The organism is Salmonella enterica subsp. enterica serovar Typhimurium str. LT2, from assembly GCF_000006945.2.
GTDB classification, from domain to species: Bacteria; Pseudomonadota; Gammaproteobacteria; order Enterobacterales; family Enterobacteriaceae; genus Salmonella; species Salmonella enterica.
In genome coordinates this window covers 582369-606023 of the sequence record NC_003197.2, presented here as the reverse complement: position 1 = coordinate 606023, position 23655 = coordinate 582369, and the positions used below count along the sequence as shown (strand labels likewise).

The window sequence follows — 23655 nt, the reverse complement described above, 5'->3', positions numbered from 1 at the left end:
TGCTTAACCGAGACTGGCCGTTGTCGCCGACGTCAATGCGCCGTAATCATTGACGGACTGAAATGTCACGTTGCCCTGCGCGCCAGTCGGTAAGGGAATTTGCATGTCGCTTTTTGGCGCGATCATCACGTTATCAATCTTTTTCGCGCCCACGCTGATATTGACCAGCGTGAGGTAATAAGCAGATGGGTTGGTTATCTTGAGATGGTTGCCGACACGGGAAAATTTCAGCAAGGTCGGCGCGTCTTCCGGCGTCTGCGGCAAATTCGCCGGACGCACGAACAGTTTGATGCGCGACAGAATCGCCAGTTGCAGAACGTTTTTTCCTTCAATATGACTTTTATCGACCGACGGGATGGCTTTCACGTTCATCCAGAATAACGACTCCCGATCCCCGGGTAGCGGTTGCCCGGCGTAGATAATACGCAGCGTGTTTTCACTTTTGGGCTCGCTGACGAATAAAGGCGGCGTAACGATAAACGTTTTTTCTTTCTGCCCAGCGTTATTTTCGATCCATGAATTGACGAGGTAACGTTCTTGAGTATCGCTATTACTGATTGCCAGAGAAGTCTGCTTCGCCGCCGAGGGATAAATAACGCGCGTGGCGCCTAATGCAATCCCCCCCGCCGCCTGTACGTTCAGCGAAGTAAATAACGTGAGAAGAACAATAAAGCCTACTTTTATACTATTCAGCATGGTAAAAAATACCTTTTGCATTGAGTCACGTCGGCAAGAAAATTCATGGGTAAACCAGCGTAAACCACACTTCTGAATGAATTCGTCCCGGCGTCATATTTTCTGAAATTGCCCGATAGCGGGCAGTAAAATGCAAAGTCATTTCTGACGTTAAAATGGGCGTGTAATGAAGCGGTAACGTGTTAGGTATGATTTGCCGCTGCTGGTCATCAAATAATGCCAGGCCGATTCCGGCATTACCGATACCCTCGCCGCTGGCCAGAAAAACATGGGGATCTTCCGCAGGCGTAACGCCGGCAAACGCAATGCCGACATGACGCCAGACCTCCGCGCTACAGGAGATTAACCGTAACGAAAATGGAACGCTGACGGGAGCGAAGCTGCCAGGACCGGTAAACGCATTCGTGCGGTACTGTCCCATCAATACGCGCAAATTCTGGCTTTCTGTGGCGACAGCGCAGCCGCCATTGACCAGTTGTCCGCGCAGGTGAACACGCCCGCTCTCCACCATTACCGGCTGCGCAATGACGGGCGACATCAAAACAAGCCCCGCTAGCGCCGCGCCTTTCCTTATCATCTGCTATGTTCTCTATTTATCCCCGATAGCCTCTTCCGTTGAGGCGCCTCCCTTCCCTGGCGTTCCCTGACGGGATTATTCGTATTTCATGATAAAGGTGGCGTCGGCATTAGCCTGGCCTGGCGTCGTGGCGGCGGCGGTTGCCTTATAGCGTGCGGTAAAACGCAGCGTATTGGTGCCTTCAACCAGCGACTGCTTCGCCGAGAAGGTCGCGCCGTCCGGCTTCAACGGTGAAGAGGTATTATCAAGAATCTCAATCCCGACGCCGGTTGCGGTAGTGCTATTGTCCGCAGAGGAGACAGCCAGCAAATTAGGGTTGGTGTTATCTGCCTGACCAGAGAAAGCCACGGCAGCGTTGGCCGCCACTTTCGGATCGCAGTCATTCAGGACGATGGAGAAAGGCACCTGCGCAGTCGTATTACCAATCGCCGTAAAGCTGGCGGTACGGTATTGACCCAGCGTCACCGTTTGATCGGCGGATTTAGTGCTGACGGCACAGGCTGCATTAACCAGTTTACCTTCGAAATGAATAGTACCGCCACTCACGCTCACCGGAGTAGGATCAGCCGCAACCGCTGCGCCAGCGACAAACATCAGACTCGCAATAGTAGAGGTCATTAATTTATGTTTCATGGATTTCCCTTGAATTACACACACCCGGTTTCGGCATCCTGTCGGCTCCGTTTGAATTATTATCGACATAGCATGTCAGAAAAGTTATCTCTGCATCCTGTAAAGATAGATATCGCAGATTAATTAGTTTTCTGTTTCTCCCCTGAGTATCAGACGCAGTAATTAATCTTTGCGAATATGACATTTCGTCACGGTAATAAATTAAACATTTCGCTAAATAAAAAATAGCCGCAAACTCTTTTAATGACCTAAGCTAATTCTTATTGGGATATAAGAAGGGTCTAATCTTATTTTGTATAAAATGTCGCATTATGCCGCCCGATGCTATTAACGACGAGGGATTACGGTAACCATAGCCAGGGTGATGAATTGTTTCTTTTTGGTTAATCATGGCGCGCTTACGGGCCACGTCTCAGTATCGTCAACAGACGGGGGAGACGTCGCGTTTGCATCGGAAACACAAACGTTAACTGACAGCGAGGCCCGCTTCTGACAAAATAGCGTCATCCCCTTTGACTTGAAGTAACAGATGGAATCTTCTCTCTGATGGCAGCAAAGATTATTGACGGTAAAACGATTGCGCAGCAGGTGCGATCTGAGGTTGCTCAAAAAGTTCAGGCACGCGTCGCAGCAGGTCTTCGCGCTCCCGGCCTGGCTGTGGTGTTGGTCGGCAGCAATCCGGCCTCACAGATTTATGTCGCAAGCAAACGTAAAGCGTGCGACGAAGTGGGGTTCGTCTCCCGCTCCTATGACCTGCCAGAAACCACCAGCGAAGCCGAACTGCTGGCGCTTATCGATACTCTGAATGCAGATAACACGATTGACGGTATTCTGGTGCAGTTGCCTTTACCGGCAGGTATCGACAACGTTAAAGTGCTGGAGCGTATCGCGCCAGATAAAGACGTAGACGGTTTCCATCCTTATAATGTCGGTCGTCTGTGTCAGCGTGCGCCACGCCTGCGTCCCTGTACGCCCCGCGGTATTGTGACGCTGCTTGAGCGTTACAATATTGATACCTACGGCCTGAATGCGGTGGTCATTGGCGCGTCCAATATCGTTGGACGCCCAATGAGCATGGAGCTGTTGCTGGCTGGCTGTACGACTACCGTTACGCACCGCTTTACCAAAGATCTGCGTCACCATGTCGAGCATGCTGATTTGCTCATTGTCGCCGTAGGTAAACCGGGCTTTATTCCCGGCGAATGGATTAAAGAAGGCGCAATTGTGATTGATGTCGGTATTAACCGTCTGGAAAATGGCAAGGTCGTTGGCGACGTCGTGTTTGACGAAGCCGCGGCGCGCGCGTCATACATCACGCCAGTACCGGGCGGCGTCGGCCCGATGACGGTCGCCACGCTTATCGAAAACACGCTGCAGGCGTGCATTGAATATCACGATCCACAAGGAAAATAATATGGCGACATTCTCTTTAGGCAAGCACCCGCACGTCGAGCTGTGCGATCTGCTCAAGCTGGAAGGCTGGAGCGAAAGCGGCGCGCAGGCGAAAATCGCCATTGCCGACGGGTTGGTGAAGGTTGATGGCGCGGTTGAAACGCGTAAACGCTGCAAAATTGTCGCCGGGCAAACCGTTAGCTTTGAAGGCCAAAGTGTGAACGTCGTGGCCTGATACAGAGTGCCGGATAGCGACGCAAAGCGTCTTATCCGGCCTGATTACGCTGTCTTTTCAGATAATCATCCACTTAATCCTCTGCGTTCCAACTGCTAGCATGGCTATTTCCCTGTGAACGATCGCTATGCCTACCGTTATCACCCACGCCGCCGTTCCCCTGTGTTTTGGCGCAGGCTTAGGCCTGAAAGTTATCCCTCCTCGCCTGCTGTTTGCCGGTGTTGTGCTGGCGATGCTCCCCGATGCCGACGTGCTGGCCTTTAAATTTGGCGTCGCCTACGGCAACGTATTTGGCCATCGCGGATTTACCCACTCTTTACTTTTCGCATTCGTCCTCCCCCTGTTGTGCGTACTCGCGGGACGACGATGGTTTCGAGCTGGGCAGGTGCGCTGCTGGCTGTTTTTAACCGTTTCATTGTTGTCGCACAGCCTGCTGGATTCGATAACCACGGGTGGGAAAGGCGTTGGCTGGCTGTGGCCGTGGTCAGATGAACGTTTTTTTGCGCCCTGGCAGGTGATTAAAGTCGCGCCGTTCGCGCTTTCAAGCTACATCACGCCGTATGGACACCAGGTCATTCTCTCAGAATTGCTGTGGGTGTGGTTGCCGGGAAGTATTTTAGTGTTATTTCTATGGGTACTTAAAACGCATATTAAAAGGAATCAATATGAATAAAATGACATTCGCCGCCGCGGTCATCTGTTTCTCATTTTCCCACGCCAGCTATAGCGAAGAAATGTCTGCCACTGGCTGGTATGCGGCATCGTCTGCGGTTGTCAGCGTGGGCAGTTCCGCACTGGTTAGCGGAATTATACTCTCCCCCGTACTGCTGCCGCTCAACCTGAGCATTGGATCTGTTGTCGAAAATAAAAAGCAAAAAACCGCGCTGTTAACCACTAAGTCCCCCGATAACAAAGACATTAAAATGCAAGTTCCGCTACATGTCGTCAAAGAAGGCAACCTCAAAGCAGGTGATAAAGTCACTCTGGAAAAAACGCAGGAAGGCACCGGCGCTTATTTGAAAAAAGAGGGCAAAGTCCTTGCCCATATGGTAAATCAGGACGACGCAGGACTTTCCAGCAACCAGACGGTACCGGCCAAATGAAGCGGTTCGCGTTTGCCCTGTGGCTCAGCGCAATCTCGCTCAACGCTTATGCAGACAGTGCTAACTGTCACCAAAAAGCAAACACGCCGGAGAGCATCGCAGCGACAATGGATCAGGCGCTACAGCTCAAACAACAGCTTAACAGTCAACCCGATCCGGTCGTCATTCTGGTTCGCCAGGGGCAAGATATGTCGAGCCGACATTTAACCTGGTCACATGCTGGCTATGCCATGCGCCAGCCAAACGGAGACTGGCGGGTTTACCATAATCTGAATACTTGCGGAACCGCTGAATCAGCGCTCTATATACAAGGTCTGTATGAGTTTCTGGCTGATGACCTGGTGAATCAGAGCATTGCCGTTTTGCGCCCGCGTTCAGATATCGCGACGGCATTACAAACGCTCTTACATAGCGCTATCAAACTCAATCTCTTCCACAGTCCCCGCTATAACCTAATTGCGTGGCCTTTTTCCGGCCCTTATCAGAATTCGAATGGCTGGCTTCTCGAAGTGTTTGCGCGAGCAAACGATGCGCAGGTTTGGTCACGTAATGATGCCCGCCGCTGGTTGCAGCTTCAGGGTTATCAACCCTCTATCGTTAGTGCTGGCACTTTTGAACGATTAGGCGCAAAACTGTTCACCCCTAACGTTTTCACCGACGATCAGCCAGCAGAATTGCTGCGAAAAGGAAATGTGGGGCTAAACAGCGGCGACAGCGTCATCCGCTTTATTGCCCATTACAGCCGGGCAATACCCGGGTGTGAACATCAGAATCTGGGGGAGTCGGTGTGTGTTTATCTTTCGCCCGGTGCGAAAAAATAAAAAACAGGCCGTTCTATGCAAATAGAGCGGCCTGTAAAAGCGCTTACTTACGTCGCCAGGTGGTGCCCTGCGGGCCATCTTCCAGAATAATACCCATTTCAGCGAGACGATCGCGCGCCGCGTCCGCCGCCGCCCAGTCTTTCGCTTTACGGGCATCCAGACGCTGTTGAATCAAGGCTTCAATTTCCGCAACTTCACCGTCATCCGCCTGCGCGCCGCTTTGCAGGAAAACATCCGGCTCCTGCTCCAGCAGTCCCAGCACGCCGGAAATCTTCCGCAGATGAGACGCCATCGCATTCGCGGCGGTCATATCTTCGCCCTTCAGACGGTTGACTTCACGCGCCATATCAAACAGGACGGAGTAGGCTTCCGGGGTATTGAAATCGTCATTCATCGCCTCCACGAAACGCGCTTCAAACGCCTCGCCGCCCGCCGGGGCCGCTGATTTATCCGTTCCACGCAATGCAGTGTATAGCCGCTCCAGCGAGGCGCGCGCCTGCTTGAGGTTCTCTTCGCTGTAGTTCAGTTGGCTACGGTAATGCCCGGACATCAGGAAGTAGCGCACGGTTTCCGCATCGTAGTATTTCAGCACGTCGCGCACGGTAAAGAAGTTGCCCAGCGATTTGGACATCTTCTCGCGATCCACCATCACCATACCGGAGTGCATCCAGTAGTTGACGTATTCGCCGTCATGCGCGCAGGTAGACTGGGCAATCTCGTTTTCATGGTGCGGGAACATCAGATCGGAACCGCCGCCGTGAATATCAAAATGGTTGCCCAACTGCTTGCAGTTCATCGCCGAACATTCAATGTGCCAGCCCGGACGCCCTTCGCCCCACGGCGACGGCCAGCTCGGCTCGCCCTCTTTCGACATTTTCCACAGCACGAAGTCCATCGGGTTACGCTTCACGTCAACGACATCTACGCGCGCGCCCGCCTGAAGCTGCTCAAGATCCTGACGGGAAAGCTGCCCATAAGTCGGATCGGTCGGTACATCGAACATCACATCGCCGTTATCCGCCACATAGGCGTGCCCTTTCTCGATTAAGGTTCGGGTGAGCTCGATAATTTCCTGAATATGGTGCGTCGCACGCGGCTCGCTGTCCGGACGCAGAATATTCAGCGCATCGAAGTCCTGATGCATTTCCGCAATCATTCTGTCGACCAGCGCGACAAAACTTTCGCCGTTTTCATTGGCGCGTTTAATAATTTTATCGTCGATATCGGTAATGTTACGCACATACTTCAGCTTATAACCGAGAAAACGCAAATAGCGCGCGACAACGTCAAAAGCGACAAACGTGCGTCCGTGGCCAATGTGGCAGAGATCGTAAACGGTGATACCACACACGTACATGCCGACTTCCCCGGCATGAATGGGTTTGAATTCCTCTTTTTGGCGTGTCAGTGTATTAAAAATTTTTAACATCGAAGATTCCGTATAGACGTGTGTGGGTAATAATCTCCGTATGATACATATTATTCGTAATCGAAGCAGCACACTTTGCAAGGTGATCGCAGCTTACGGTTATGCTATAACAAGCCCCTATATGTGCCCCATTGCGGGCTAAAGCACCACTCTCTTGGAACAGGATGCAAAAATGGTTACTTTCCACACTAATCACGGCGATATCGTAATCAAAACCTTTGATGATAAAGCGCCTGAAACAGTTAAAAACTTCCTGGACTACTGCCGCGAAGGTTTTTACAACAACACCATTTTCCACCGTGTGATTAACGGTTTTATGATTCAGGGCGGCGGCTTTGAGCCGGGCATGAAACAGAAAGCCACCAAAGAGGCGATCAAAAACGAAGCCAACAATGGTCTGAAAAATACCCGTGGTACGCTGGCGATGGCGCGTACTCAGGCACCACACTCGGCTACCGCGCAATTCTTCATCAACGTGGCAGACAACGACTTCCTGAACTTCTCCGGCGAAAGTCTGCAGGGCTGGGGCTACTGCGTCTTTGCGGAAGTCGTAGAAGGTATGGACGTGGTAGATAAAATCAAAGGCGTCGCCACTGGCCGTAGCGGTATGCACCAGGACGTACCAAAAGAAGACGTCATCATTGAAAACGTGACCGTCAGCGAGTAATCGTGGCGACACTGTTTATTGCAGACTTGCATCTGCAAACGGAAGAACCGGCGATCGTCGCCGGTTTTCTGCGTTTTTTAGCCGTAGAAGCCCGTCAGGCCGACGCGCTGTATATTCTTGGCGATCTCTTCGAGGCCTGGATTGGCGACGACGACCCCAACCCGCTACATCGTGAAATGGCCGTTGCCATTAAATCGCTGGTTGATTCCGGCGTCCCCTGCTTCTTTATTCATGGTAATCGCGACTTCCTGATTGGCAAACGCTTTGCCCGCGAAAGCGGCATGATTCTACTGCCGCAGGAAAAAGTGCTCGACCTGTATGGCCGCAATGTGTTGATTATGCACGGCGATACGCTCTGTACCGATGATGCCGGATATCAGGCGTTTCGCGCCAAAGTCCATAATCCGTGGGTGCAACGACTGTTCCTTACCCTGCCGCTGTTTATCCGCCGCCGTATCGCCGCCAGAATGCGCGCCGGCAGTAAAGCCGCCAACAGCAGCAAATCGCTGGATATTATGGACGTCAATGCGCAGACCGTCGTCGCCGAAATGGAAAAACACCGCGTACAGTGGCTGATTCACGGTCACACCCACCGCCCGGCGGTGCATGAACTTTCCGCCAACGACCAGCCCGCATTCCGCGTGGTGTTAGGCGCATGGCATCATGAAGGTTCAATGGTAAAAGTCACGCCGGACAACGTTGAGTTAATCGCCTTCCCCCTGTAAATGTTCGTCGAATCGTCCGTTACGGCGCGCACGCAACCGTTTTCCTTGCCTGATTATCATGCTATTCTCTGACACCTCAAAAGCAGCGTGTCCCGCACCACAGGAGTTTTAAGACGCATGTCTTCCCGCAATAATCCGGCGCGTGTCGCCATCGTGATGGGGTCCAAAAGCGACTGGGCTACCATGCAATTCGCCGCCGAAATTTTTGAAATTCTGGATGTCCCGCACCATGTAGAAGTGGTTTCCGCTCATCGCACCCCCGATAAACTGTTCAGCTTCGCCGAAACGGCGGAAGAGAACGGATATCAAGTGATTATTGCCGGCGCGGGCGGCGCGGCGCACCTGCCGGGAATGATTGCGGCAAAAACGCTGGTCCCGGTACTCGGCGTGCCGGTACAAAGCGCTGCGCTAAGCGGCGTGGATAGCCTCTACTCCATCGTGCAGATGCCGCGCGGCATTCCGGTGGGTACGCTGGCGATCGGTAAAGCCGGTGCCGCTAACGCCGCCCTGCTCGCCGCGCAGATTCTGGCGCAACACGACGCGGAACTGCATCAGCGCATTGCCGACTGGCGCAAAGCGCAAACCGATGAAGTTCTGGAAAATCCCGATCCGCGGGGGACGCTATGAAGCAAGTTTGCGTTCTCGGCAACGGACAACTGGGCCGAATGCTGCGCCAGGCGGGCGAACCGCTGGGTATCGCCGTCTGGCCGGTTGGTCTGGATGCAGAGCCTACCGCCGTGCCGGTACAGCAGAGCGTCATTACCGCAGAGATTGAGCGCTGGCCGGAAACCGCGCTTACCCGCGAGCTGGCGCGCCACCCGGCCTTCGTCAATCGCGATGTATTTCCGATCATCGCCGACCGTCTGACACAAAAACAGCTTTTCGATAAACTGGGACTCGCGACCGCGCCGTGGCAGCTGCTGACCAGCACCGACGAGTGGTCCGGCATCTTTGACCGCCTGGGCGAACTGGCGATTATTAAGCGTCGCGTTGGCGGCTACGACGGTCGCGGGCAGTGGCGTCTACGCGCGGACGAAACCGGGCAACTGCCGGATGACTGCTATGGCGAATGTATTGTTGAGCGCGGTATCCATTTTTCCGGCGAAGTGTCGTTAGTCGGCGCGCGCGCTCATGACGGCAGTACCGTGTTTTACCCGCTAACGCACAATTTGCATCAGGACGGCATCTTGCGGACCAGCGTCGCGTTCCCACAGGCGAACGCCGAACAGCAGGAGCAGGCGGAATCGATGCTGTCAGCAATTATGCAGGCGCTGAACTACGTCGGCGTAATGGCGATGGAATGTTTTATCACGCCGGAAGGCCTGTTAATCAATGAACTGGCGCCGCGCGTGCATAACAGCGGACACTGGACGCAAAATGGCGCCAGCATCAGTCAGTTTGAATTGCATTTGCGCGCGATTACCGGCCTGCCGTTGCCCGCGCCGGTGATTAACGCCCCGTCGGTGATGATCAACCTGATCGGCAGCGAGCTGAATTACGACTGGCTGAAGCTGCCGCTGGTACATCTGCACTGGTATGATAAAGCGGTACGTCCGGGGCGAAAAGTCGGCCATCTGAATCTGACCGACAGCGATACGTCACGTCTTAGCGCCACCCTGGAAGCGCTCTCTCCGCTCCTGCCAGGCGAATACGCCAGCGGCATTATCTGGGCGCAAAGTAAGCTTAAATAAACAGCGTGGGCGGCGCATTCTCTGTTGCCGCCCGTCGCGATCACAGACAGATGCAGGTTCCCGCCCTGCCCGCCAGGGTATCATCAATACGCGACAGCGCGCCAATCCATGCCGGCTTTCCGCACCGCTTCACATACCCGCTTACCGCGGTCACCTTCGGTCCCATCGCGCCATCGGCTTTGGCAAACGGCGCCAGCTCATCGGGCGAAGCCTGACGAATAGCGCGCTGCTGCGGCGTCCCCCAATGTTCATACACCGCATCCGCATCCGTCAAAATGATCAGACCATCGGCCGCTATCTGCTCCGCCAGCAATGCCGCCGCCAGGTCTTTATCTATCACCGCCTCGACCCCTTCGCCTTCGCCGGCAACAGGTACCCCGCCACCGCCGCTGCAAATCACCACATGGCCCTCTTTTAGCAATAACTCAATAGCGGCGCTTTCGATAATCTGACGCGGCGCCGGGGAAGCGACGACACGGCGCAGATATTTTCCATCACGTTTCATATGCCAGCCATAAGTCGCTTCCAGCGCCATTTGCTCTTCTGGCGAATAAACGGGACCGATAAACTTTTCCGGTTCAAGAAAAGCAGGATCGTCCGCCGATACCTTTATTCGCGTTAATACCGCAGTCACCGGCGGCATATCGGGTTCAAGCGCCAGACGTTGCGCCAGCATATAGCCGATCATGCCCTGACTCTCCGCCACCAGCACATCCAGCGGATAAGGCTCAACGGCTTTCCAGGCAAGGTTCTGTAAAGCCAACAGGCCGACCTGGGGGCCGTTGCCATGTACTATCGCCAGCCGATACGAGCGGGCAAGTCGCGCCAGCGCAGGCACTGCGTCGGCAATATTGCGATATTGATTCTCTGCCGTTAGCGCTTCTCCGCGCTGCAATAATGCGTTGCCGCCAAGAGCAACTACCAACGTTTTCATTCCCTATCCTTTTACTATTTGTTGTCCAAGCCAGAACCCCAGCAGCGTATCCGCACCAGAGGTGTGCCCCAGCGCCAGCAGTCCGTCAATCGCCGTTTCTGTGCGAGCATCTCGTCGCAGCGCATGAATAAAGTGGAGTAAAGGCGACGCGAAATACCCCATAGCCGCATAGCGTAAATAGCTGACGCTCACGAGCGTCGTCGCCCGATCAAGGCTGCCGGATTGGGCAAAAAAATTACGCCCGGCGCGTTCATCTATGGCGCCAAAATACCAGGCCGCCAGCAACATTCCCGTCAGCGTGTCGTCATGACTGGGCGTTAAGCCCGGCCCTTTACCCAGCCATAGCCGCCAGTCAGTCGCAGCACCTGCAAGCGCCGACTGAAAGCAGTGACAAAACTGGCGAAGTTCCGGACATAGAGGCTGAGCTGCGGCGACGGTTAACGGCCCAAACAGCCCCGTCTCCTCACTACGCTGCATGTACGTCGCGTTAAGACGCGGCGACGCAAGATAGCGTGGAACCCGCAGCGAACAGCGCCTCTCCGGCTCGCATAAAAGAAACTCGCCAATCTGAATACCGGCAGCGGTTGACTGCGGTTTTTCGCCATCGGTGAGCACATCGCGCAAGGCGTCAAAATCGCCGCCGCGCAGTATCCACCCTCCCGGACTGAAGCCGCTCCCCCGACGGTGAAGCGTTAATAACTCACCGCTTTTCGCCACAAAATTAATAGAGCGACGCCATACCCCTGACATCTGCCAGGGTTGCCGATAATCCGCCGATTGTCGGCTTGCCATAAGAGGATGGATACGTTTCATGAGACGCTCTCTTAACTTACGCCCATGCTTTCCGCCAGCGCTTCCAGCGCCTGCTCGAAACAGGCCAGCGGCGCACGGACGGTTCCCGCGCCAATCTGGCCAATCCCCGCCTCTTTATGCGCGATACCCGTGTTAATCAGCGGCGTAATTCCGGTCTCGACCACGCGGCGGATATCCAGTCCCAGACAGGCCCCCTGAAAATCCCAGCCGGGGATTTGTAGCTGCATGTTGCGTTCGAGATAAATTTCAGCCATCTCTTCAGAAACAGATTTCGCCGCTTCCATTCCCCCGGCACCAACAAAACGCGTTACGCCAGGCGCGGCAATCATCGCAGCGCCGCCAATACCAAACGTTTCAGTAATGGCGCTGTCGCCCATGTCCGGGTTGGCCTGATCCTGCGAAAAACCGGTAAAAAATAGCCCCTGTGGCGTATTAACAGGCGCGGTGAACCAACGGTCGCCCAGACCGCTAACCCGAATGCCAAACATATCGCCATTGCGGGTCATCGCCGTCACAATACTGCCGGCGCGAATCTGCGCGCCCGCGTCCATGGCGGCTTTACAGTAGGCCATCGCCAGATTAAGGAAGAATTGATCGGTGACGCTCAGAAAATCCATCACTTCCGCTATCTGCTGCTTATCGTGTTCCAGACGGGCGATATGCGGCGCCAACGTGCGCATCAGCAATGCGGAAGAGGCGATATTGCGCTGGTGGAATTCATCTCCCATCGTAATGCCCTGCGCCATCATTGCGGTCAGGTCGAGCCCCCGCTCCAGACGTCCCAGCGCCGCGCTTAATACCGGCATCAGCACATCGCGCATCCAGCGCAAACGTTGCTGAACATCCTCGCCATAGGCGCCGAAACGCATCACTTTGCCGATCCCTTCGTTGAGATTGCAGTACGCGCGATTGCCGTCGGTGATATTTTCCACGACCAGCATCGGCATACTGGCTGACGTAATACCGCCCATCGGCCCCACGGCGTTAACGTGATGGCAGGGAATAAAGTTGACCTTTCCCTGCTCTAACAGCGCGAGCGCGCTCATTTCATCTTTGGCCCATCCTTCAAACAGGCATGCGCCGATACAGGCGCCTTTCATCGGGCCGGTCATCTCTTGCCAGCGCATCGGCGGGCCGGCATGAAGAAGCGTTTTCCCTTGATTGAGCACGCTAATTAATGAAGAAGCTGGCTTCACATCCAGCCAGTGCGGACGTGCGCGACGAATTTGTTCGATGACTGCAGCGTTGGCTTGCGCCACTGATGTAAACATGGGAACCCCTTATTGCAAACGTTCTAACAGACGAGCCAGTTTTTTATTACCGCCAGCGACAGGCGCCCACTGGTAGTGCACCACGGGCATACCGGCAGCCTGTAAATCCAGCGCGAAGCTACGTAACCCGGCATTAATCACCGCCACCGCTTCCAGTAACCGGGGGGCTGATGGATGAGTAGAAGAGAGAGTGGGTCGAATCAGTTCCGCGGCCAACAGAGTGGCTTCGGGAAGGGAATCCACTACCGTGATGCCGGCATCTTCGAGCGCGGCGATTTGTTGCGAGCGGCACTGAGGATCGCGTTCCGTTCCGGTGACGGTTGCGATGGCGAACAGCGGCTGGTCTCTGGCGCGTGCGTCGCATGCCTTCTGCCAGGCCTGAATCAGCGATGCGGCGGGATCGGCGGTCGCGCCAAAACCAATAACGACGTCCACTAATAACACGCGTACCTGCGGCTGTGCGCCAAGCCCGGCGATAAGCTGATTACGTAACGCCGGGTCAATCATCGGATGTGGTCGCCCAACGGTATAAAAGTCATCGCCCAGATCGATAATCTGGTGGCCGTCAGCGTCAAGCATCATGCCATGGTGATGTTCCGTATCCGCCGCGACGCCCAGATAGCCGGCCAGCAGCCCCGCCGCTTCCGCCGCCAGCGTTCCGCCGGTATAGAGACCACGAATCACGCCGCCTGTTGAAACCATTTCTTTACGCTGCGACGTCACGCGAGACAATAAACATGCCAGTCGGGCGGCTTCATCCAGCGTCGAGGCAAACCAGACGTTTTCCTCACGCGCAACGGGGGAGGAAAACCCTAAGAACAGCGCTACAACGGGTTTCCCGGCGGCTTTCATCGCCGCGATAATATGCTGACGAACCGCATCGGCAGGCGGTTTGGAGACAAAGGCCAGCACCTGGCTCTTTTCATCCGCGCTGAGTATCTCCAGTGCCGTTAGCGCGCTGATCCCGCCGACTTCGGCGCTCAAATCGCGTCCGCCAAGCCCGATGGCATGGGTAATCCCTTCCCCCGCCAGCGCAATCTGTGAACAGAGCTCCTGAATACCGGTGCCGGAAGCGCCAATCACCCCGATGTTGCCCTCTGGCATGACGTTAGCGAAAGCCAGCGGCGTATTGGCGATCATAGCGGTGCCGCAATCCGGCCCCATGACCAGCAGTCCTTTATCACGCGCCCGGCGTTTTAGTCTGATTTCATCGTCCAGCGTGACATTATCGGAGAAGATCATCACGTTCAACGAACGATCCAGCGCCTGCTCTGCCAGTTCCGCCGCATATTCGCCGGCCACCGATACCAGCGCCAGACTCGCCTCTGGCAGTTTCTGACAGGCGCTTTCCCAGCGTCTGACCTGGATTAACGACTGGCTGCCGCTGCTTCCCTGCGCCAACTGCTGCAATGCTTCTTCGAGCTGTTGCACAATCACTTGCGTAATGCCGTCATCTACCGCTTCGGTACGAATCGCCACGCAAATGTCATTGGGCGTAGCGCCATGAAAATCGTCATGCCAGAAACCGGTAGTTTCCAGCAGCGACTTATTCGCAGGCGTTCCCATCATTACCGATACATCATCAACATTTTCGGACTCACTCAGCTTTCGAGAAATAATCATTAAGCTGACAGAGTCCTGAAAACACCCTTTTTTAATAAAGGCGTGGATCATAACAACTCCTTAATAATTGCACCCATTGCAATTGCACCCATTGCAATTGCACGAGCAGTGTTAATGTGCGCTTCACGGTATATATCCGGGAGGGTAAATAGAGTGATTAACGTCACATCAAATTTATTAACAAAAGAATTCAAACAACGGCTAAAGGATTAGTTATGATTTTCTAAAAAAGCTTTTTATTTAAGCAAAAAGATAAAACCCGCCTGATTATCAAATAAATTCTAATTATATTTTTTTGCCTGTCTGGATCACATAATCATTTTATTTTCCCGGTATGTTAATCGCAGTCATGCTTCACACCGTCGTTAAAAAGGAAGACAGATGAAAATCAGTCGGGAAACACTCCATCAGCTTATCGAAAATAAGCTTTATAAAGCCGGACTAAAACGTGAGCACGCCGCCATCGTCGCCGACGTACTGGTTTATGCAGATGCCAGAGGTATTCACTCACATGGCGCCGTACGCGTTGAATATTATGCCGAACGAATTTCAAAAGGCGGCACCAACCGGGAGCCGACGTTCCGCATTGAGAATACCGGTCCCTGTACGGCGATACTGCATGCCGATAATGCTGCCGGACAGGTCGCAGCCAAAATGGGAATGGAGCATGCTATTGAAATAGCCAAAAAAAATGGCGTCGCGGTTGTCGGCATTAGCAGAATGGGCCATAGCGGCGCCATCTCTTATTTCGTCCGCCAGGCTGCTCGCGAAGGCCTGATTGGTCTGTCTATCTGTCAGTCCGATCCTATGGTCGTGCCGTTTGGCGGGGCGGATATTTACTATGGCACTAATCCGCTGGCCTTTGCCGCGCCGGGCGAAGGCGATGACATCATTACCTTTGATATGGCCACCACCGTGCAGGCCTGGGGAAAAGTCCTCGATGCACGGTCCCGCAATGAGTCCATTCCGGAGAGTTGGGCCGTTGATAAAAATGGCGCGCCGACACATGATCCTTTTGCCGTCAATGCGTTATTACCCGCCGCAGGCCCGAAAGGTTACGGCCTGATGATGATGATCGATATTCTGTCCGGTATTCTGCTGGGGCTGCCGTTTGGCCGCCAGGTCAGTTCGATGTATGAAGATTTACACGCCGGACGCAATTTAGGACAACTTCATCTGGTCATTAATCCGGCGTTCTTTTCTTCCTGTGAATTATTCCGCAAACATATTAGTCAGACCATGCAGGAACTCAATGCCGTGAAGCCCGCCCCCGGTTTTAAACAGGTTTATTATCCTGGACAGGATCAGGATATTAAACAGAAAAATGCCGATATGAATGGTATCGATATTGTTGATGATATTTATCAATATCTGATTTCCGATGCCCTCTATCTCAAGTCATACGAAACAAAAAATCCCTTTGCCCAATAATTATTGAAACAGGAATTTTCTATGATAAAGCATTTTCGCCACGCGATAGAAGAAACATTGCCCTGGCTCTCTTCCATTGGAGCCGATCCTACAGGCGGAATGACGCGTTTACTTTATTCGCCTGAGTGGCTGGAAACACAGCAGCAGTTTAAAAAGCGAATGGCAGAAAGCGGTCTGGAGACACGCTTTGATGACGTCGGAAATTTATATGGCCGCCTTTGCGGCACACAATTTCCGGAGCAGGTGATTTTAAGCGGTTCGCATATTGATACGGTCGTCAACGGCGGCAATCTGGACGGGCAATTCGGCGCGCTTGCCGCCTGGCTGGCGCTCGACTGGCTAAAAGCGACCTACGGCGCGCCGCTGCGCACCGTCGAGGTAGTGTCAATGGCTGAGGAAGAAGGCAGCCGTTTCCCTTACGTTTTTTGGGGCAGCAAGAACATTTTTGGCCTGGCGAATCCTGAAGAGGTACGCCATATCCAGGACGCCAAAGGCACAGGCTTTGTCGACGCTATGCAGGCGTGCGGATTTACCCTTCCCGCCGCGCCGCTCGCTGCGCGAACCGATATCCGCGCCTTTGTTGAATTGCATATTGAGCAAGGCTGCGTTCTGGAGAGCAACGGACAGTCGATTGGCGTCGTCAACGCCATCGTCGGGCAACGTCGCTACACGGTGACGCTCAACGGCGAGTCCAACCATGCAGGCACAACGCCAATGGGCTATCGTCGCGATACGGTGCACGCCTTCAGTCGTATTTGCAGTCAGTCCATTGAAAAAGCCAAACAGCATGGCGATCCCCTGGTATTAACGTTCGGCAAAGTTGAGCCGCAGCCGAATACGGTCAATGTAGTCCCTGGAAAAACCACATTTACAATCGATTGCCGGCATACGGACGCCGCCGTACTTCGCGAATTTACCGAACAGTTGGAAAACGATATGCGCGCCATCTGCGATGAAATGGATATCAGCATCGATATCGATTTGTGGATGGACGAAGCGCCGGTGCCGATGAACGCCGAACTGGTCGCGGCCCTCACCAGGCTGTGTGAAACCGAACAACTGAACTATCGCATAATGCATAGCGGCGCAGGTCATGACGCGCAAATTTTCGCGCCGCGCGTCCCTACCTGTATGATTTTCGTCCCCAGCATTAATGGTATCAGCCATAACCCGGCGGAACGTACCAACATTAATGACCTTGCTGAAGGGGTCAAAACTCTGGCATTAATGCTGCATCAACTTGCCTGGCAAAAATAAGGAGCCATCAATGGGATATCTGAATAACGTCACGGGTTACCGCGATGATTTACTGGCGAACCGCGCCATTGTGAAACACGGTAACTATGCGCTCTTAACGCCGGACGGTCTGGTGAAAAATATTATTCCCGGCTTTGAAAACTGTGACGTCACCATCCTTTCGACGCCGAAGCTGGGTGCTTCTTTCGTCGATTATCTGGTCACCTTACATCAGAATGGCGGCAACCAGCAGGGCTTTGGCGGCGAGGGGATTGAAACTTTTCTCTATGTCATTGCGGGAAATATTGAAGCTAAAGCAGAAGGAAAAACATTCTCTTTAACCCAGGGCGGATACCTCTATTGTCCACCGGGCGAGATGATGACCTTTAGCAACGCTCAAACGGAAGACAGCCAGCTATTTTTATATAAACGCCGCTATACTCCTGTCGAGGGGCATGCCCCGTGGTTGGTTTCCGGCAATGCCAGCCAGCTGGAGCGTATTCATTATGAAGGCATGGAAGATGTTATTCTGCTGGATTTCCTGCCTAAAGAGCTGGGCTTCGATATGAATATGCATATTCTGTCGTTCGAACCGGGCGCCAGCCACGGCTATATTGAAACCCACGTCCAGGAACATGGCGCTTATATCCTTTCCGGCCAGGGGGTTTATAACCTCGACAACAACTGGGTGCCGGTGAAAAAAGGCGACTACATCTTCATGGGTGCTTATTCCCTGCAGGCCGGATACGGTGTAGGTCGTGGCGAAGCATTCAGCTACATCTACTCCAAAGACTGTAACCGCGACGTTATGATTTAACGGCGGGCAGCCCTCCTGATTATTTTTAATTTAGCTATGTTGGATTTTGCCACGGTGAGAACCGTGGCTTTTTTTATGCTTAACGAGTCCCGATGTCCTGGCCAAGTTTGATGACGCGGGCAATATTACAGGCGCTGTGGTAGAGATTTTGTTCACCGTTCGCCAGAACTTCCGGCAAAGGCGCCAGCCGCGGCAAAATACTGAATACGGCATCAATACCGTGGCGATGGACCACTTCCACGCCGTCGCCCAGTACGCCGGCAATGCCGATAACCGGGACATGATGCCGTTTCGCCACTGACGCGACGCCTATCGGCGCTTTTCCTCCCGCCGTTTGCGAGTCGATTCGCCCTTCTCCGGTAATCACCAGCGAGGCCTCTTTTACCGCCTCCTCCAGCTTCACCGCCTGCATAACAATCTCAATACCGGGCTTCATTTCCGCTTCCAGGAAGACGATAGCGGCAATCCCCATTCCTCCGGCCGCTCCACCGCCCGGTATTTGAGACATGTCGCGTCCGGTCAGGGCATGTAAAACACGGGCATAATTACGTAATCCATTTTCCAGCGTCTCAACCATTTCAGGCGTCGCCCCTTTCTGCGGACCGAATACCGCCGCCGCGCCGCGTGGCCCCACCAACGGGTTATCAACATCACAGGCGACCTCAATACGACACTCTGAAATTCGCGGATCGCACCCCTGCAGGTCAATGCTCGCCAGGCGCGATAAATTGCCCCCTCCGGCGCCAAGCGGCGTTCCTTGCGCGTCCAGAAAACGCACACCGAGCGCCTGCGCTACTCCCATTCCGCCATCCACCGTGGCGCTGCCGCCGATACCCAGAATAATATGGCGAATCCCCGCGTCCAGGGCGTGACGAATCAATTCGCCGGTGCCGAAACTGGATGCCAGCAGCGGATTACGCGCCTCGGGCGCCACCAGCATCAATCCGCTCGCCGCCGCCATTTCAATAATCGCCGTTTTGCCGTCGCCGGTCAGGCCATAAAATCCGTTTACTTTTTCCCCCATCGGCCCGCTAACGTCCACAGAAACCCGTTTCCCGCCGGTCGCTGCCACCATCGCGTCCACGGTTCCTTCTCCACCATCGGCGATCGGTAAACAGACATAGCGCGCATCAGGAAATACGGTTGAAAATCCCGCTTTAATAGCCTGACAGCATTTATCAGCGCTTAAGCTCTCTTTAAATGAATCTGGCGCAATTACAATCTTCATCATGTCTCCTTGTTTTCTCATGTTATTTAATGCGTTCCCACGGAATAAGATTTTCCATAAGCACTGCCAGTAAGATTCCCACCAGTAATCCGTTACTAAGCAGAGGACGAATCATCAGTGGAAGATCCTGTAAATAGACCGGAGGAAGCCCCATCAAAAAAATGCCGACAAAAAGCGGTAATGCCAGGCGATAAATATTCCGCGCGGTAAACGTAATTTGCTGGCTAAAAACCAAACCGGAATAAAGTAAAGGTAAATAAGAGACCAGCATAACGGCGCTGCTGATCGCCAGTGGAATAGCGCAAAATAAGCGGGTTAACGGCGTTATAATGGCAACCAGCAGACACAGCGCGCTACCGCAGATAAAGGATTTGCGAGAACTGTCGCCGGTTTGCGTTAATAAACCAATGGAAGATACAAAAGGCGAAAAAGGCACGACCGCGAAAGGCACCGTCACTAACGTCATCAGTCCGGAAATCATAAAGCTTCGGCGATAACGAGAACTGCCCGACCCTTGATGCAGATAAAAGATATCGGTACCGCGGATGGCGCCGTAAGTGTTGCTGATGTTGACTAACCCCGTCATCACCGCCGTCACAATAATACCCGGCATCAGCGTGCCGTGGCTGCCCAGAGGAAACCATCGCCAGCTTAATTCACCCGGCGGTAAGTGTGATGAAGGAAAGCATAACCGCCATAGCCCCCACCCGACCACGGTCCCTACCAGTAACGCGTAACGGGAGATACGCTGTTGCAGGAAAATAATCATCGCGAGGATAAAACACATCACCGCGACCGCCAGCCCAAAGGGGGCCAATTTGATTCTGGCGCTGGTATCGGCAATGCCAAAAGGCAGCCCCAGCATGCCTTTAAAAAATATTGAGGTCAGCTGCGCGCCCAAAAGCAGCATGAAAAAAACCATTACCGCCGGCGTAAACAGGCGAGCCAGACGGTGTCCTAACCCGCTAATGCCGATAAATATCGTCACCATTGCGGAGATCGCGATCCCGACCGACAGGCTGGAGGCGATATCGTTCAGCGGCGTGCCGCGAGACGCCTCGCCAAGCGTAATCGTAAGAATAGCGCCCCACCACAGCCCTGTCGGCCCTTCCATAATGGCACGGCGATGGCCGCAAAATGCCTGAACCAGGCAGGCCAACGCGGTGGTCAAAAAAGCGTATTGTGTGAGCATTAACAGGTTATCAGCGGGAAGATGAAAAGCGGATAGCAAGGTAGGGGGAACCACAACAGTGTTACAGAAAATAAAGAAAAACCACTGAAAGCCGGACAACACACTTTCGCGGTTAATAACAGGGAACATATCCACACCTTAAAATAGAGAATGCCCGTCGTGACGACGGGCATTAAATCACACCGGATTACTGCTGATGTTTAAGGATAAACTGACCTTTTGGCGGCACAGGGAAGCCATGCTCGATGTCATAAATAACATCGCCGCGCAAAATCGTTTTGGTAATACGCGCGCCAATAGTACGGCCAACATACGGACTGACTTTATGGCGATATTCCAGATCTTCATTTTTCAGAACATAGCTGCTGTCAGGCTGAATAAAGACCAGGTCAGCATCTTTGCCGGGGGCAATACGTCCTTTATGTTTCAGACCAAAAATATCGGCGGCGTTGGTCGCCATTAATTTGCCAAACATCGGCAACGACATACCGCGTTTTTGCACCGCTTCATCAAACATGACGTCCATGCAGTTTTGCAGTCCGGCAATTCCGCCCCATGCTTGCATGATATTGCCTGCTTTCATTTCCGGAGGGCATGGAGAGTGGTCGGATACCAGGCAGTCGATTTCGCCGTTAAACAGTTTTTCCCACATCCCTTTCTGGTTTTCCTGGTCGCGAATTGGCGGAGAACATTTTGCCAGGGTGCCAATCTCTTCGAACTGATCGGTATCGAGGACAAAATAGTGCGGGCACGATTCACAGGTGACATCCTGGCCTTCCTGACGCGCACGCGTTACTTCCTCTACCCCCTCCGGGCTGCTGATATGACAAACGTGCAGACGGCAACCTGCCGCTTTCGCCAGATACAGCACGCGACGAATGGCTTCCACTTCAGTAAATACCGGACGTGAGGCGACATAATCATGCGCCGTTACGCGACCTTCGCGTTTAGCTTCTTCGCCCAGCTCATCGCAAATCAGAGCATTTTCGCAATGTACCAGTACCGTCTGGTCCATCTCTCCCAGTTTTTGCGCGCCTTTGTAAAACTGCCAGTCATTAACGTCGCGAAAATCATTATCGATGCCACGATCGCCGCAGGTGGCGACAAAGCACTTGAAGCCGACAACGCCCACTTCGTCCAGCTCATGCAGCCGATCCAGGTTATAAGAGACCAAACCGCCCAACTGCGCGGCGTCGATGGTCAATTTACCTTTTGCCGCGTCAAACTTGAGTTCAATCGTCTCACGATCGACCGTCGCCGGCAGCTGATTGAGCGGCATCTCAATCATCGTGGTAATACCGCCTTTCGCCGCCGCGCGCGTACCGGTTTCATAGCCTTCCCAGTGGGTACGGCCCGGTTCAGAAATGTGGGTATGCGCGTCAACCATGCCCGGCGAAACGATCAATCCCGTCGCATCCAGCACATTTTTCGCTTCCCCCAGGTTCTCGCCAATCGCGGCGATTTTTCCGCCCTGGACGGCGATATCGATAACTCTCGCTTCGTTTTCTAAGATGACAGTACCGTTCTTAATAATTAAATCAAAAGACATAACAAACTCCTTGTATGGATACAGATAGTTTTTAAATAGCGCACACTTCATTAAATACGCTTAATGCTTTTTCAATATTTAACCTGCGAGTTTTTTCTCTCCTGTATTTTCAAAACCCGTGCGTTTCTTCAATAGCGCATAAGCAACGAACGCAACTATTACGCCTACAAACCAGGACACGCGGGATAAAGGCTCCATAAATGGTATAAACTTGCCGCCTAATGACAGAATGACTGCGACTAGGGTGACTGAAAATGCAGTCAGGTTAAATCCATTATCATAATATTTGTAATCACCGCTGGCGGTGTACAGCTCATCAAGATTAATTTTTCCACGCATTACCACAAAATAATGAGCTAACATTACGCCGATTACCGGGCCAAGCATACCGCCGATAATATCGAGGAACAGATAAATACTGTCCTGATTCTCCATTAATTTCCATGGGCAAATCAGTAGACTGATAATACTGGCAATCATTACGCCATTTTTATAGTTAAGCTTTGTCGGGGCAAGCGCCGCAATTTGATACCCCGCAGGTATAATATTACCGGTGGCGTTGGTTGAAATTGTCGTCATCAGAATCACCAGCACCGCAAAGAATGAAGCAAACAAGCTGTCCCAGCGCTGCACAATATCCAGCACGTTCCAGGTATCCATACCATAATGAATACTGGCTCCGGCAATAATGCACACGCTGGCTACGGCGAATAATATATACGCTACGATAAGCCCCAATGTTTGTCCCAATGCCTGAGCGCGAAATGAATGCGCGTTTTGCGTGAAATCGGACGCGCTTACCGCTGGCGCAGCCCAGACGGCGACTACGGCGTTAATCACCACCAGGAACAGAAAGCCGCTGTGCTCTGCTTTTTGCACGCCTGAAGGCAGATAGTCCAGAATCGGGCCAATGCCGACCAGCGATATTGCCCAAATAGCCATGCCGCCAAAGACAATGTAAATACATGGATTGAGGATAGCGGTAAATTTATTTAATACTTTACCACCGCCAAAACCGATGCCAACGTTAATAATCCAAAAAATTAGAAAAGTAATTAGTCCTGGCAGTGAAAGACCCAGCAGCTTGAAATCTCCGCCTAATGTCAGAAATCCTGGCCAGATCTTCCCAATCAAAATAAGAAATGCCAGCGATCCCGCGTAACACTGTAAGCCGAACCACATAATTGCCGCGATTCCCCCTCGCAATAATCCAGGGAATAGCGCGCCGCGGACACCGTAAGAACCTCGCAATATCATAGCAAAAGGAACGCCATATTTGCTGCCTGCCGCGCCATTCATTACCATCGCCGCCGCAATAAATAATGCGCTGATAATAATGGCCAACATGATATTAAATGTTGATAGCCCCAGTATAAAAAAACCGCCGACCATAACGTAATTTGGCACGTTATGTACAGATCCCATCCATAAGGTGAAATAGTTAAATGCCTTCCAGTTTCGTTGGGTTTCTGTCTTAGGTAATAAGTCTTCGCTATAACCGCGCTGCTGGTATAGCTCTCTTTGATGTTCCATAAATCCCTCTTTTCACGCATCGGATAACGTTGTTATGGGTTTAGCTATGAGGAACAAAT

At 53.0% G+C, this 23655-nt stretch carries 25 protein-coding genes and 23 other annotated features; of the genes, 12 read left to right on the top strand and 13 right to left on the bottom strand.

The window, feature by feature from the left end; translation table 11 throughout:
- Nucleotides 1–3 precede the first annotated feature (3 nt).
- The 3 genes from fimC to fimA all read right to left on the bottom strand — a co-directional run bounded on the left by fimC (nucleotide 4) and on the right by fimA (nucleotide 1917).
- Nucleotides 4–711, bottom strand: a protein-coding gene (gene fimC, locus STM0545; RefSeq protein ID NP_459540.1) for a periplasmic chaperone, required for type 1 fimbriae. Within the gene, nucleotides 4–696 belong to an annotated coding region; the region does not span the whole gene.
- Nucleotides 706–711, bottom strand: a ribosome-binding site (putative RBS for fimC; RegulonDB:STMS1H000876). (Overlaps the previous gene by 6 nt.)
- A gap of 28 nt (nucleotides 712–739) precedes the next feature.
- The gene (gene fimI / locus STM0544) for a fimbrial protein internal segment (RefSeq protein ID NP_459539.1) occupies nucleotides 740–1277 on the bottom strand. Within the gene, nucleotides 740–1273 belong to an annotated coding region; the region does not span the whole gene.
- Nucleotides 1272–1277 (bottom strand) — a ribosome-binding site (putative RBS for fimI; RegulonDB:STMS1H000875). Its footprint overlaps the gene before it by 6 nt.
- A gap of 71 nt (nucleotides 1278–1348) precedes the next feature.
- Nucleotides 1349–1917, bottom strand: a protein-coding gene (gene fimA / locus STM0543; protein NP_459538.3) for a major type 1 subunit fimbrin (pilin). Within the gene, nucleotides 1349–1906 belong to an annotated coding region; the region does not span the whole gene.
- Nucleotides 1912–1917: a ribosome-binding site (putative RBS for fimA; RegulonDB:STMS1H000874), on the bottom strand. (Overlaps the previous gene by 6 nt.)
- A gap of 518 nt (nucleotides 1918–2435) precedes the next feature.
- Nucleotides 2436–2441 (top strand) — a ribosome-binding site (putative RBS for folD; RegulonDB:STMS1H000873).
- Between fimA and folD the strand changes: the two genes are divergently transcribed.
- The 5 genes from folD (at nucleotide 2436) to STM0538 (ending at nucleotide 5457) form a co-directional block, all read left to right on the top strand.
- The gene (gene folD, locus STM0542; protein NP_459537.1) for a 5,10-methylene-tetrahydrofolate cyclohydrolase occupies nucleotides 2436–3319 on the top strand. Within the gene, nucleotides 2453–3319 belong to an annotated coding region; the region does not span the whole gene. Its footprint overlaps the feature before it by 6 nt.
- Nucleotides 3309–3314 (top strand) — a ribosome-binding site (putative RBS for ybcJ; RegulonDB:STMS1H000872). Its footprint overlaps the gene before it by 6 nt.
- Nucleotides 3309–3533, top strand: a protein-coding gene (ybcJ, locus tag STM0541) for a putative cytoplasmic protein (protein ID NP_459536.1). Within the gene, nucleotides 3321–3533 belong to an annotated coding region; the region does not span the whole gene. Before folD ends, ybcJ begins: the two co-directional genes overlap by 11 nt.
- Nucleotides 3534–3660: 127 nt before the next feature.
- Nucleotides 3661–4206 (top strand): putative membrane-bound metal-dependent hydrolases, encoded by a 546-nt coding sequence (gene ybcI / locus STM0540; RefSeq protein NP_459535.1) that lies wholly within the window; start codon nucleotides 3661–3663, stop codon nucleotides 4204–4206.
- Nucleotides 4192–4197: a ribosome-binding site (putative RBS for STM0539; RegulonDB:STMS1H000871), on the top strand. Its footprint overlaps the gene before it by 6 nt.
- Nucleotides 4192–4636, top strand: a protein-coding gene (locus STM0539; RefSeq protein NP_459534.1) for a putative inner membrane protein. Within the gene, nucleotides 4199–4636 belong to an annotated coding region; the region does not span the whole gene. Before ybcI ends, STM0539 begins: the two co-directional genes overlap by 15 nt.
- Nucleotides 4629–4634 (top strand) — a ribosome-binding site (putative RBS for STM0538; RegulonDB:STMS1H000870). Its footprint overlaps the gene before it by 6 nt.
- The gene (locus STM0538) for a putative outer membrane protein (protein ID NP_459533.1) occupies nucleotides 4629–5457 on the top strand. Within the gene, nucleotides 4633–5457 belong to an annotated coding region; the region does not span the whole gene. The genes STM0539 and STM0538 overlap by 8 nt, the downstream gene beginning before the upstream one ends.
- Nucleotides 5458–5500: 43 nt before the next feature.
- On the opposite strand, the gene cysS is transcribed toward STM0538, so the two are convergent.
- Nucleotides 5501–6898, bottom strand: a protein-coding gene (gene cysS / locus STM0537) for a cysteine tRNA synthetase (protein NP_459532.1). Within the gene, nucleotides 5501–6886 belong to an annotated coding region; the region does not span the whole gene.
- Nucleotides 6893–6898, bottom strand: a ribosome-binding site (putative RBS for cysS; RegulonDB:STMS1H000869). It overlaps the preceding gene by 6 nt.
- A 148-nt stretch (nucleotides 6899–7046) precedes the next feature.
- Nucleotides 7047–7052, top strand: a ribosome-binding site (putative RBS for ppiB; RegulonDB:STMS1H000868).
- Here cysS and ppiB point away from each other — a divergent pair.
- The 4 genes from ppiB (at nucleotide 7047) to purK (ending at nucleotide 9969) form a co-directional block, all read left to right on the top strand.
- Nucleotides 7047–7553, top strand: a protein-coding gene (ppiB, locus tag STM0536) for a peptidyl-prolyl cis-trans isomerase B (rotamase B) (protein ID NP_459531.1). Within the gene, nucleotides 7059–7553 belong to an annotated coding region; the region does not span the whole gene. Its footprint overlaps the feature before it by 6 nt.
- 2 nt (nucleotides 7554–7555) lie before the next feature.
- A complete protein-coding gene (lpxH, locus tag STM0535) occupies nucleotides 7556–8278 on the top strand; it encodes a UDP-2,3-diacylglucosamine hydrolase (protein ID NP_459530.1) in 723 nt (240 codons plus the stop codon).
- 28 nt (nucleotides 8279–8306) lie between these two features.
- Nucleotides 8307–8315, top strand: a -35 signal (putative -35_signal for purE; RegulonDB:STMLTH004684).
- Nucleotides 8307–8905, top strand: a protein-coding gene (gene purE / locus STM0534) for a phosphoribosylaminoimidazole carboxylase = AIR carboxylase, catalytic subunit (protein ID NP_459529.1). Within the gene, nucleotides 8396–8905 belong to an annotated coding region; the region does not span the whole gene. (Overlaps the previous feature by 9 nt.)
- Nucleotides 8311–8327: a protein binding site (putative binding site for PurR, RegulonDB: STMS1H000351), on the top strand. It overlaps the preceding gene by 17 nt.
- Nucleotides 8323–8331 (top strand) — a -10 signal (putative -10_signal for purE; RegulonDB:STMLTH004684). Its footprint overlaps the feature before it by 5 nt.
- Nucleotides 8379–8384: a ribosome-binding site (putative RBS for purE; RegulonDB:STMS1H000867), on the top strand.
- Nucleotides 8890–8895 (top strand) — a ribosome-binding site (putative RBS for purK; RegulonDB:STMS1H000866).
- Nucleotides 8890–9969 (top strand): phosphoribosylaminoimidazole carboxylase = AIR carboxylase, CO(2)-fixing subunit gene (gene purK / locus STM0533; protein NP_459528.1). Within the gene, nucleotides 8902–9969 belong to an annotated coding region; the region does not span the whole gene. Before purE ends, purK begins: the two co-directional genes overlap by 16 nt.
- 40 nt (nucleotides 9970–10009) lie before the next feature.
- On the opposite strand, the gene arcC is transcribed toward purK, so the two are convergent.
- From arcC to fdrA, 4 genes are all read right to left on the bottom strand, one after another.
- The gene (arcC, locus tag STM0532) for a putative carbamate kinase (RefSeq protein ID NP_459527.1) occupies nucleotides 10010–10914 on the bottom strand. Within the gene, nucleotides 10010–10903 belong to an annotated coding region; the region does not span the whole gene.
- The gene (ylbF, locus tag STM0531) at nucleotides 10907–11716 is read right to left on the bottom strand and encodes a putative cytoplasmic protein (RefSeq protein ID NP_459526.1); all 810 of its coding nucleotides are present in this window, start codon (nucleotides 11714–11716) and stop codon (nucleotides 10907–10909) included. Before ylbF ends, arcC begins: the two co-directional genes overlap by 8 nt.
- Nucleotides 10909–10914, bottom strand: a ribosome-binding site (putative RBS for arcC; RegulonDB:STMS1H000865). (Overlaps the previous gene by 6 nt.)
- A gap of 11 nt (nucleotides 11717–11727) precedes the next feature.
- Nucleotides 11728–12998 (bottom strand): putative cytoplasmic protein gene (gene ylbE, locus STM0530; protein NP_459525.1). Within the gene, nucleotides 11728–12987 belong to an annotated coding region; the region does not span the whole gene.
- Nucleotides 12993–12998 (bottom strand) — a ribosome-binding site (putative RBS for ylbE; RegulonDB:STMS1H000864). It overlaps the preceding gene by 6 nt.
- Nucleotides 12997–14672, bottom strand: a protein-coding gene (fdrA, locus tag STM0529) for a putative acyl-CoA synthetase, involved in protein transport (RefSeq protein NP_459524.1). Within the gene, nucleotides 12997–14661 belong to an annotated coding region; the region does not span the whole gene. The genes ylbE and fdrA overlap by 2 nt, the downstream gene beginning before the upstream one ends.
- Nucleotides 14667–14672, bottom strand: a ribosome-binding site (putative RBS for fdrA; RegulonDB:STMS1H000863). (Overlaps the previous gene by 6 nt.)
- A gap of 308 nt (nucleotides 14673–14980) precedes the next feature.
- Nucleotides 14981–14986: a ribosome-binding site (putative RBS for allD; RegulonDB:STMS1H000862), on the top strand.
- Between fdrA and allD the strand changes: the two genes are divergently transcribed.
- From allD to ylbA, 3 genes are all read left to right on the top strand, one after another.
- The gene (gene allD, locus STM0528; RefSeq protein ID NP_459523.1) for an ureidoglycolate dehydrogenase occupies nucleotides 14981–16041 on the top strand. Within the gene, nucleotides 14992–16041 belong to an annotated coding region; the region does not span the whole gene. Its footprint overlaps the feature before it by 6 nt.
- 9 nt (nucleotides 16042–16050) lie before the next feature.
- Nucleotides 16051–16056: a ribosome-binding site (putative RBS for allC; RegulonDB:STMS1H000861), on the top strand.
- Nucleotides 16051–17298 (top strand): allantoate amidohydrolase gene (gene allC / locus STM0527; protein ID NP_459522.1). Within the gene, nucleotides 16063–17298 belong to an annotated coding region; the region does not span the whole gene. It overlaps the preceding feature by 6 nt.
- Nucleotides 17297–17302, top strand: a ribosome-binding site (putative RBS for ylbA; RegulonDB:STMS1H000860). Its footprint overlaps the gene before it by 2 nt.
- Nucleotides 17297–18094 (top strand): putative glyoxylate utilization gene (ylbA, locus tag STM0526; protein ID NP_459521.1). Within the gene, nucleotides 17309–18094 belong to an annotated coding region; the region does not span the whole gene. Its footprint overlaps the feature before it by 6 nt. The genes allC and ylbA overlap by 2 nt, the downstream gene beginning before the upstream one ends.
- A 79-nt stretch (nucleotides 18095–18173) precedes the next feature.
- Here the strand turns inward: ylbA and glxK are convergent.
- The 5 genes from glxK to ybbV form a co-directional block, all read right to left on the bottom strand.
- The gene (glxK, locus tag STM0525) for a glycerate kinase II (protein ID NP_459520.1) occupies nucleotides 18174–19333 on the bottom strand. Within the gene, nucleotides 18174–19322 belong to an annotated coding region; the region does not span the whole gene.
- Nucleotides 19328–19333, bottom strand: a ribosome-binding site (putative RBS for glxK; RegulonDB:STMS1H000859). Its footprint overlaps the gene before it by 6 nt.
- Before the next feature lie 11 nt (nucleotides 19334–19344).
- Nucleotides 19345–20654 (bottom strand): putative transport protein gene (gene ybbY, locus STM0524; protein NP_459519.1). Within the gene, nucleotides 19345–20643 belong to an annotated coding region; the region does not span the whole gene.
- Nucleotides 20649–20654, bottom strand: a ribosome-binding site (putative RBS for ybbY; RegulonDB:STMS1H000858). It overlaps the preceding gene by 6 nt.
- A gap of 47 nt (nucleotides 20655–20701) precedes the next feature.
- Nucleotides 20702–22075 (bottom strand): allantoinase gene (allB, locus tag STM0523; protein ID NP_459518.1). Within the gene, nucleotides 20702–22063 belong to an annotated coding region; the region does not span the whole gene.
- Nucleotides 22070–22075: a ribosome-binding site (putative RBS for allB; RegulonDB:STMS1H000857), on the bottom strand. Its footprint overlaps the gene before it by 6 nt.
- Nucleotides 22076–22141: 66 nt before the next feature.
- Nucleotides 22142–23455, bottom strand: coding sequence for a putative NCS1 family, allantoin transport protein (gene allP, locus STM0522; protein NP_459517.1), 1314 nt, complete (start codon nucleotides 23453–23455; stop codon nucleotides 22142–22144).
- Nucleotides 23362–23616: a putative cytoplasmic protein gene (gene ybbV / locus STM0521; protein ID NP_459516.1), complete on the bottom strand. Its 255-nt coding sequence runs from the start codon at nucleotides 23614–23616 to the stop codon at nucleotides 23362–23364. The genes allP and ybbV overlap by 94 nt, the downstream gene beginning before the upstream one ends.
- Between the last annotated feature and the right edge of the window lie 39 nt (nucleotides 23617–23655).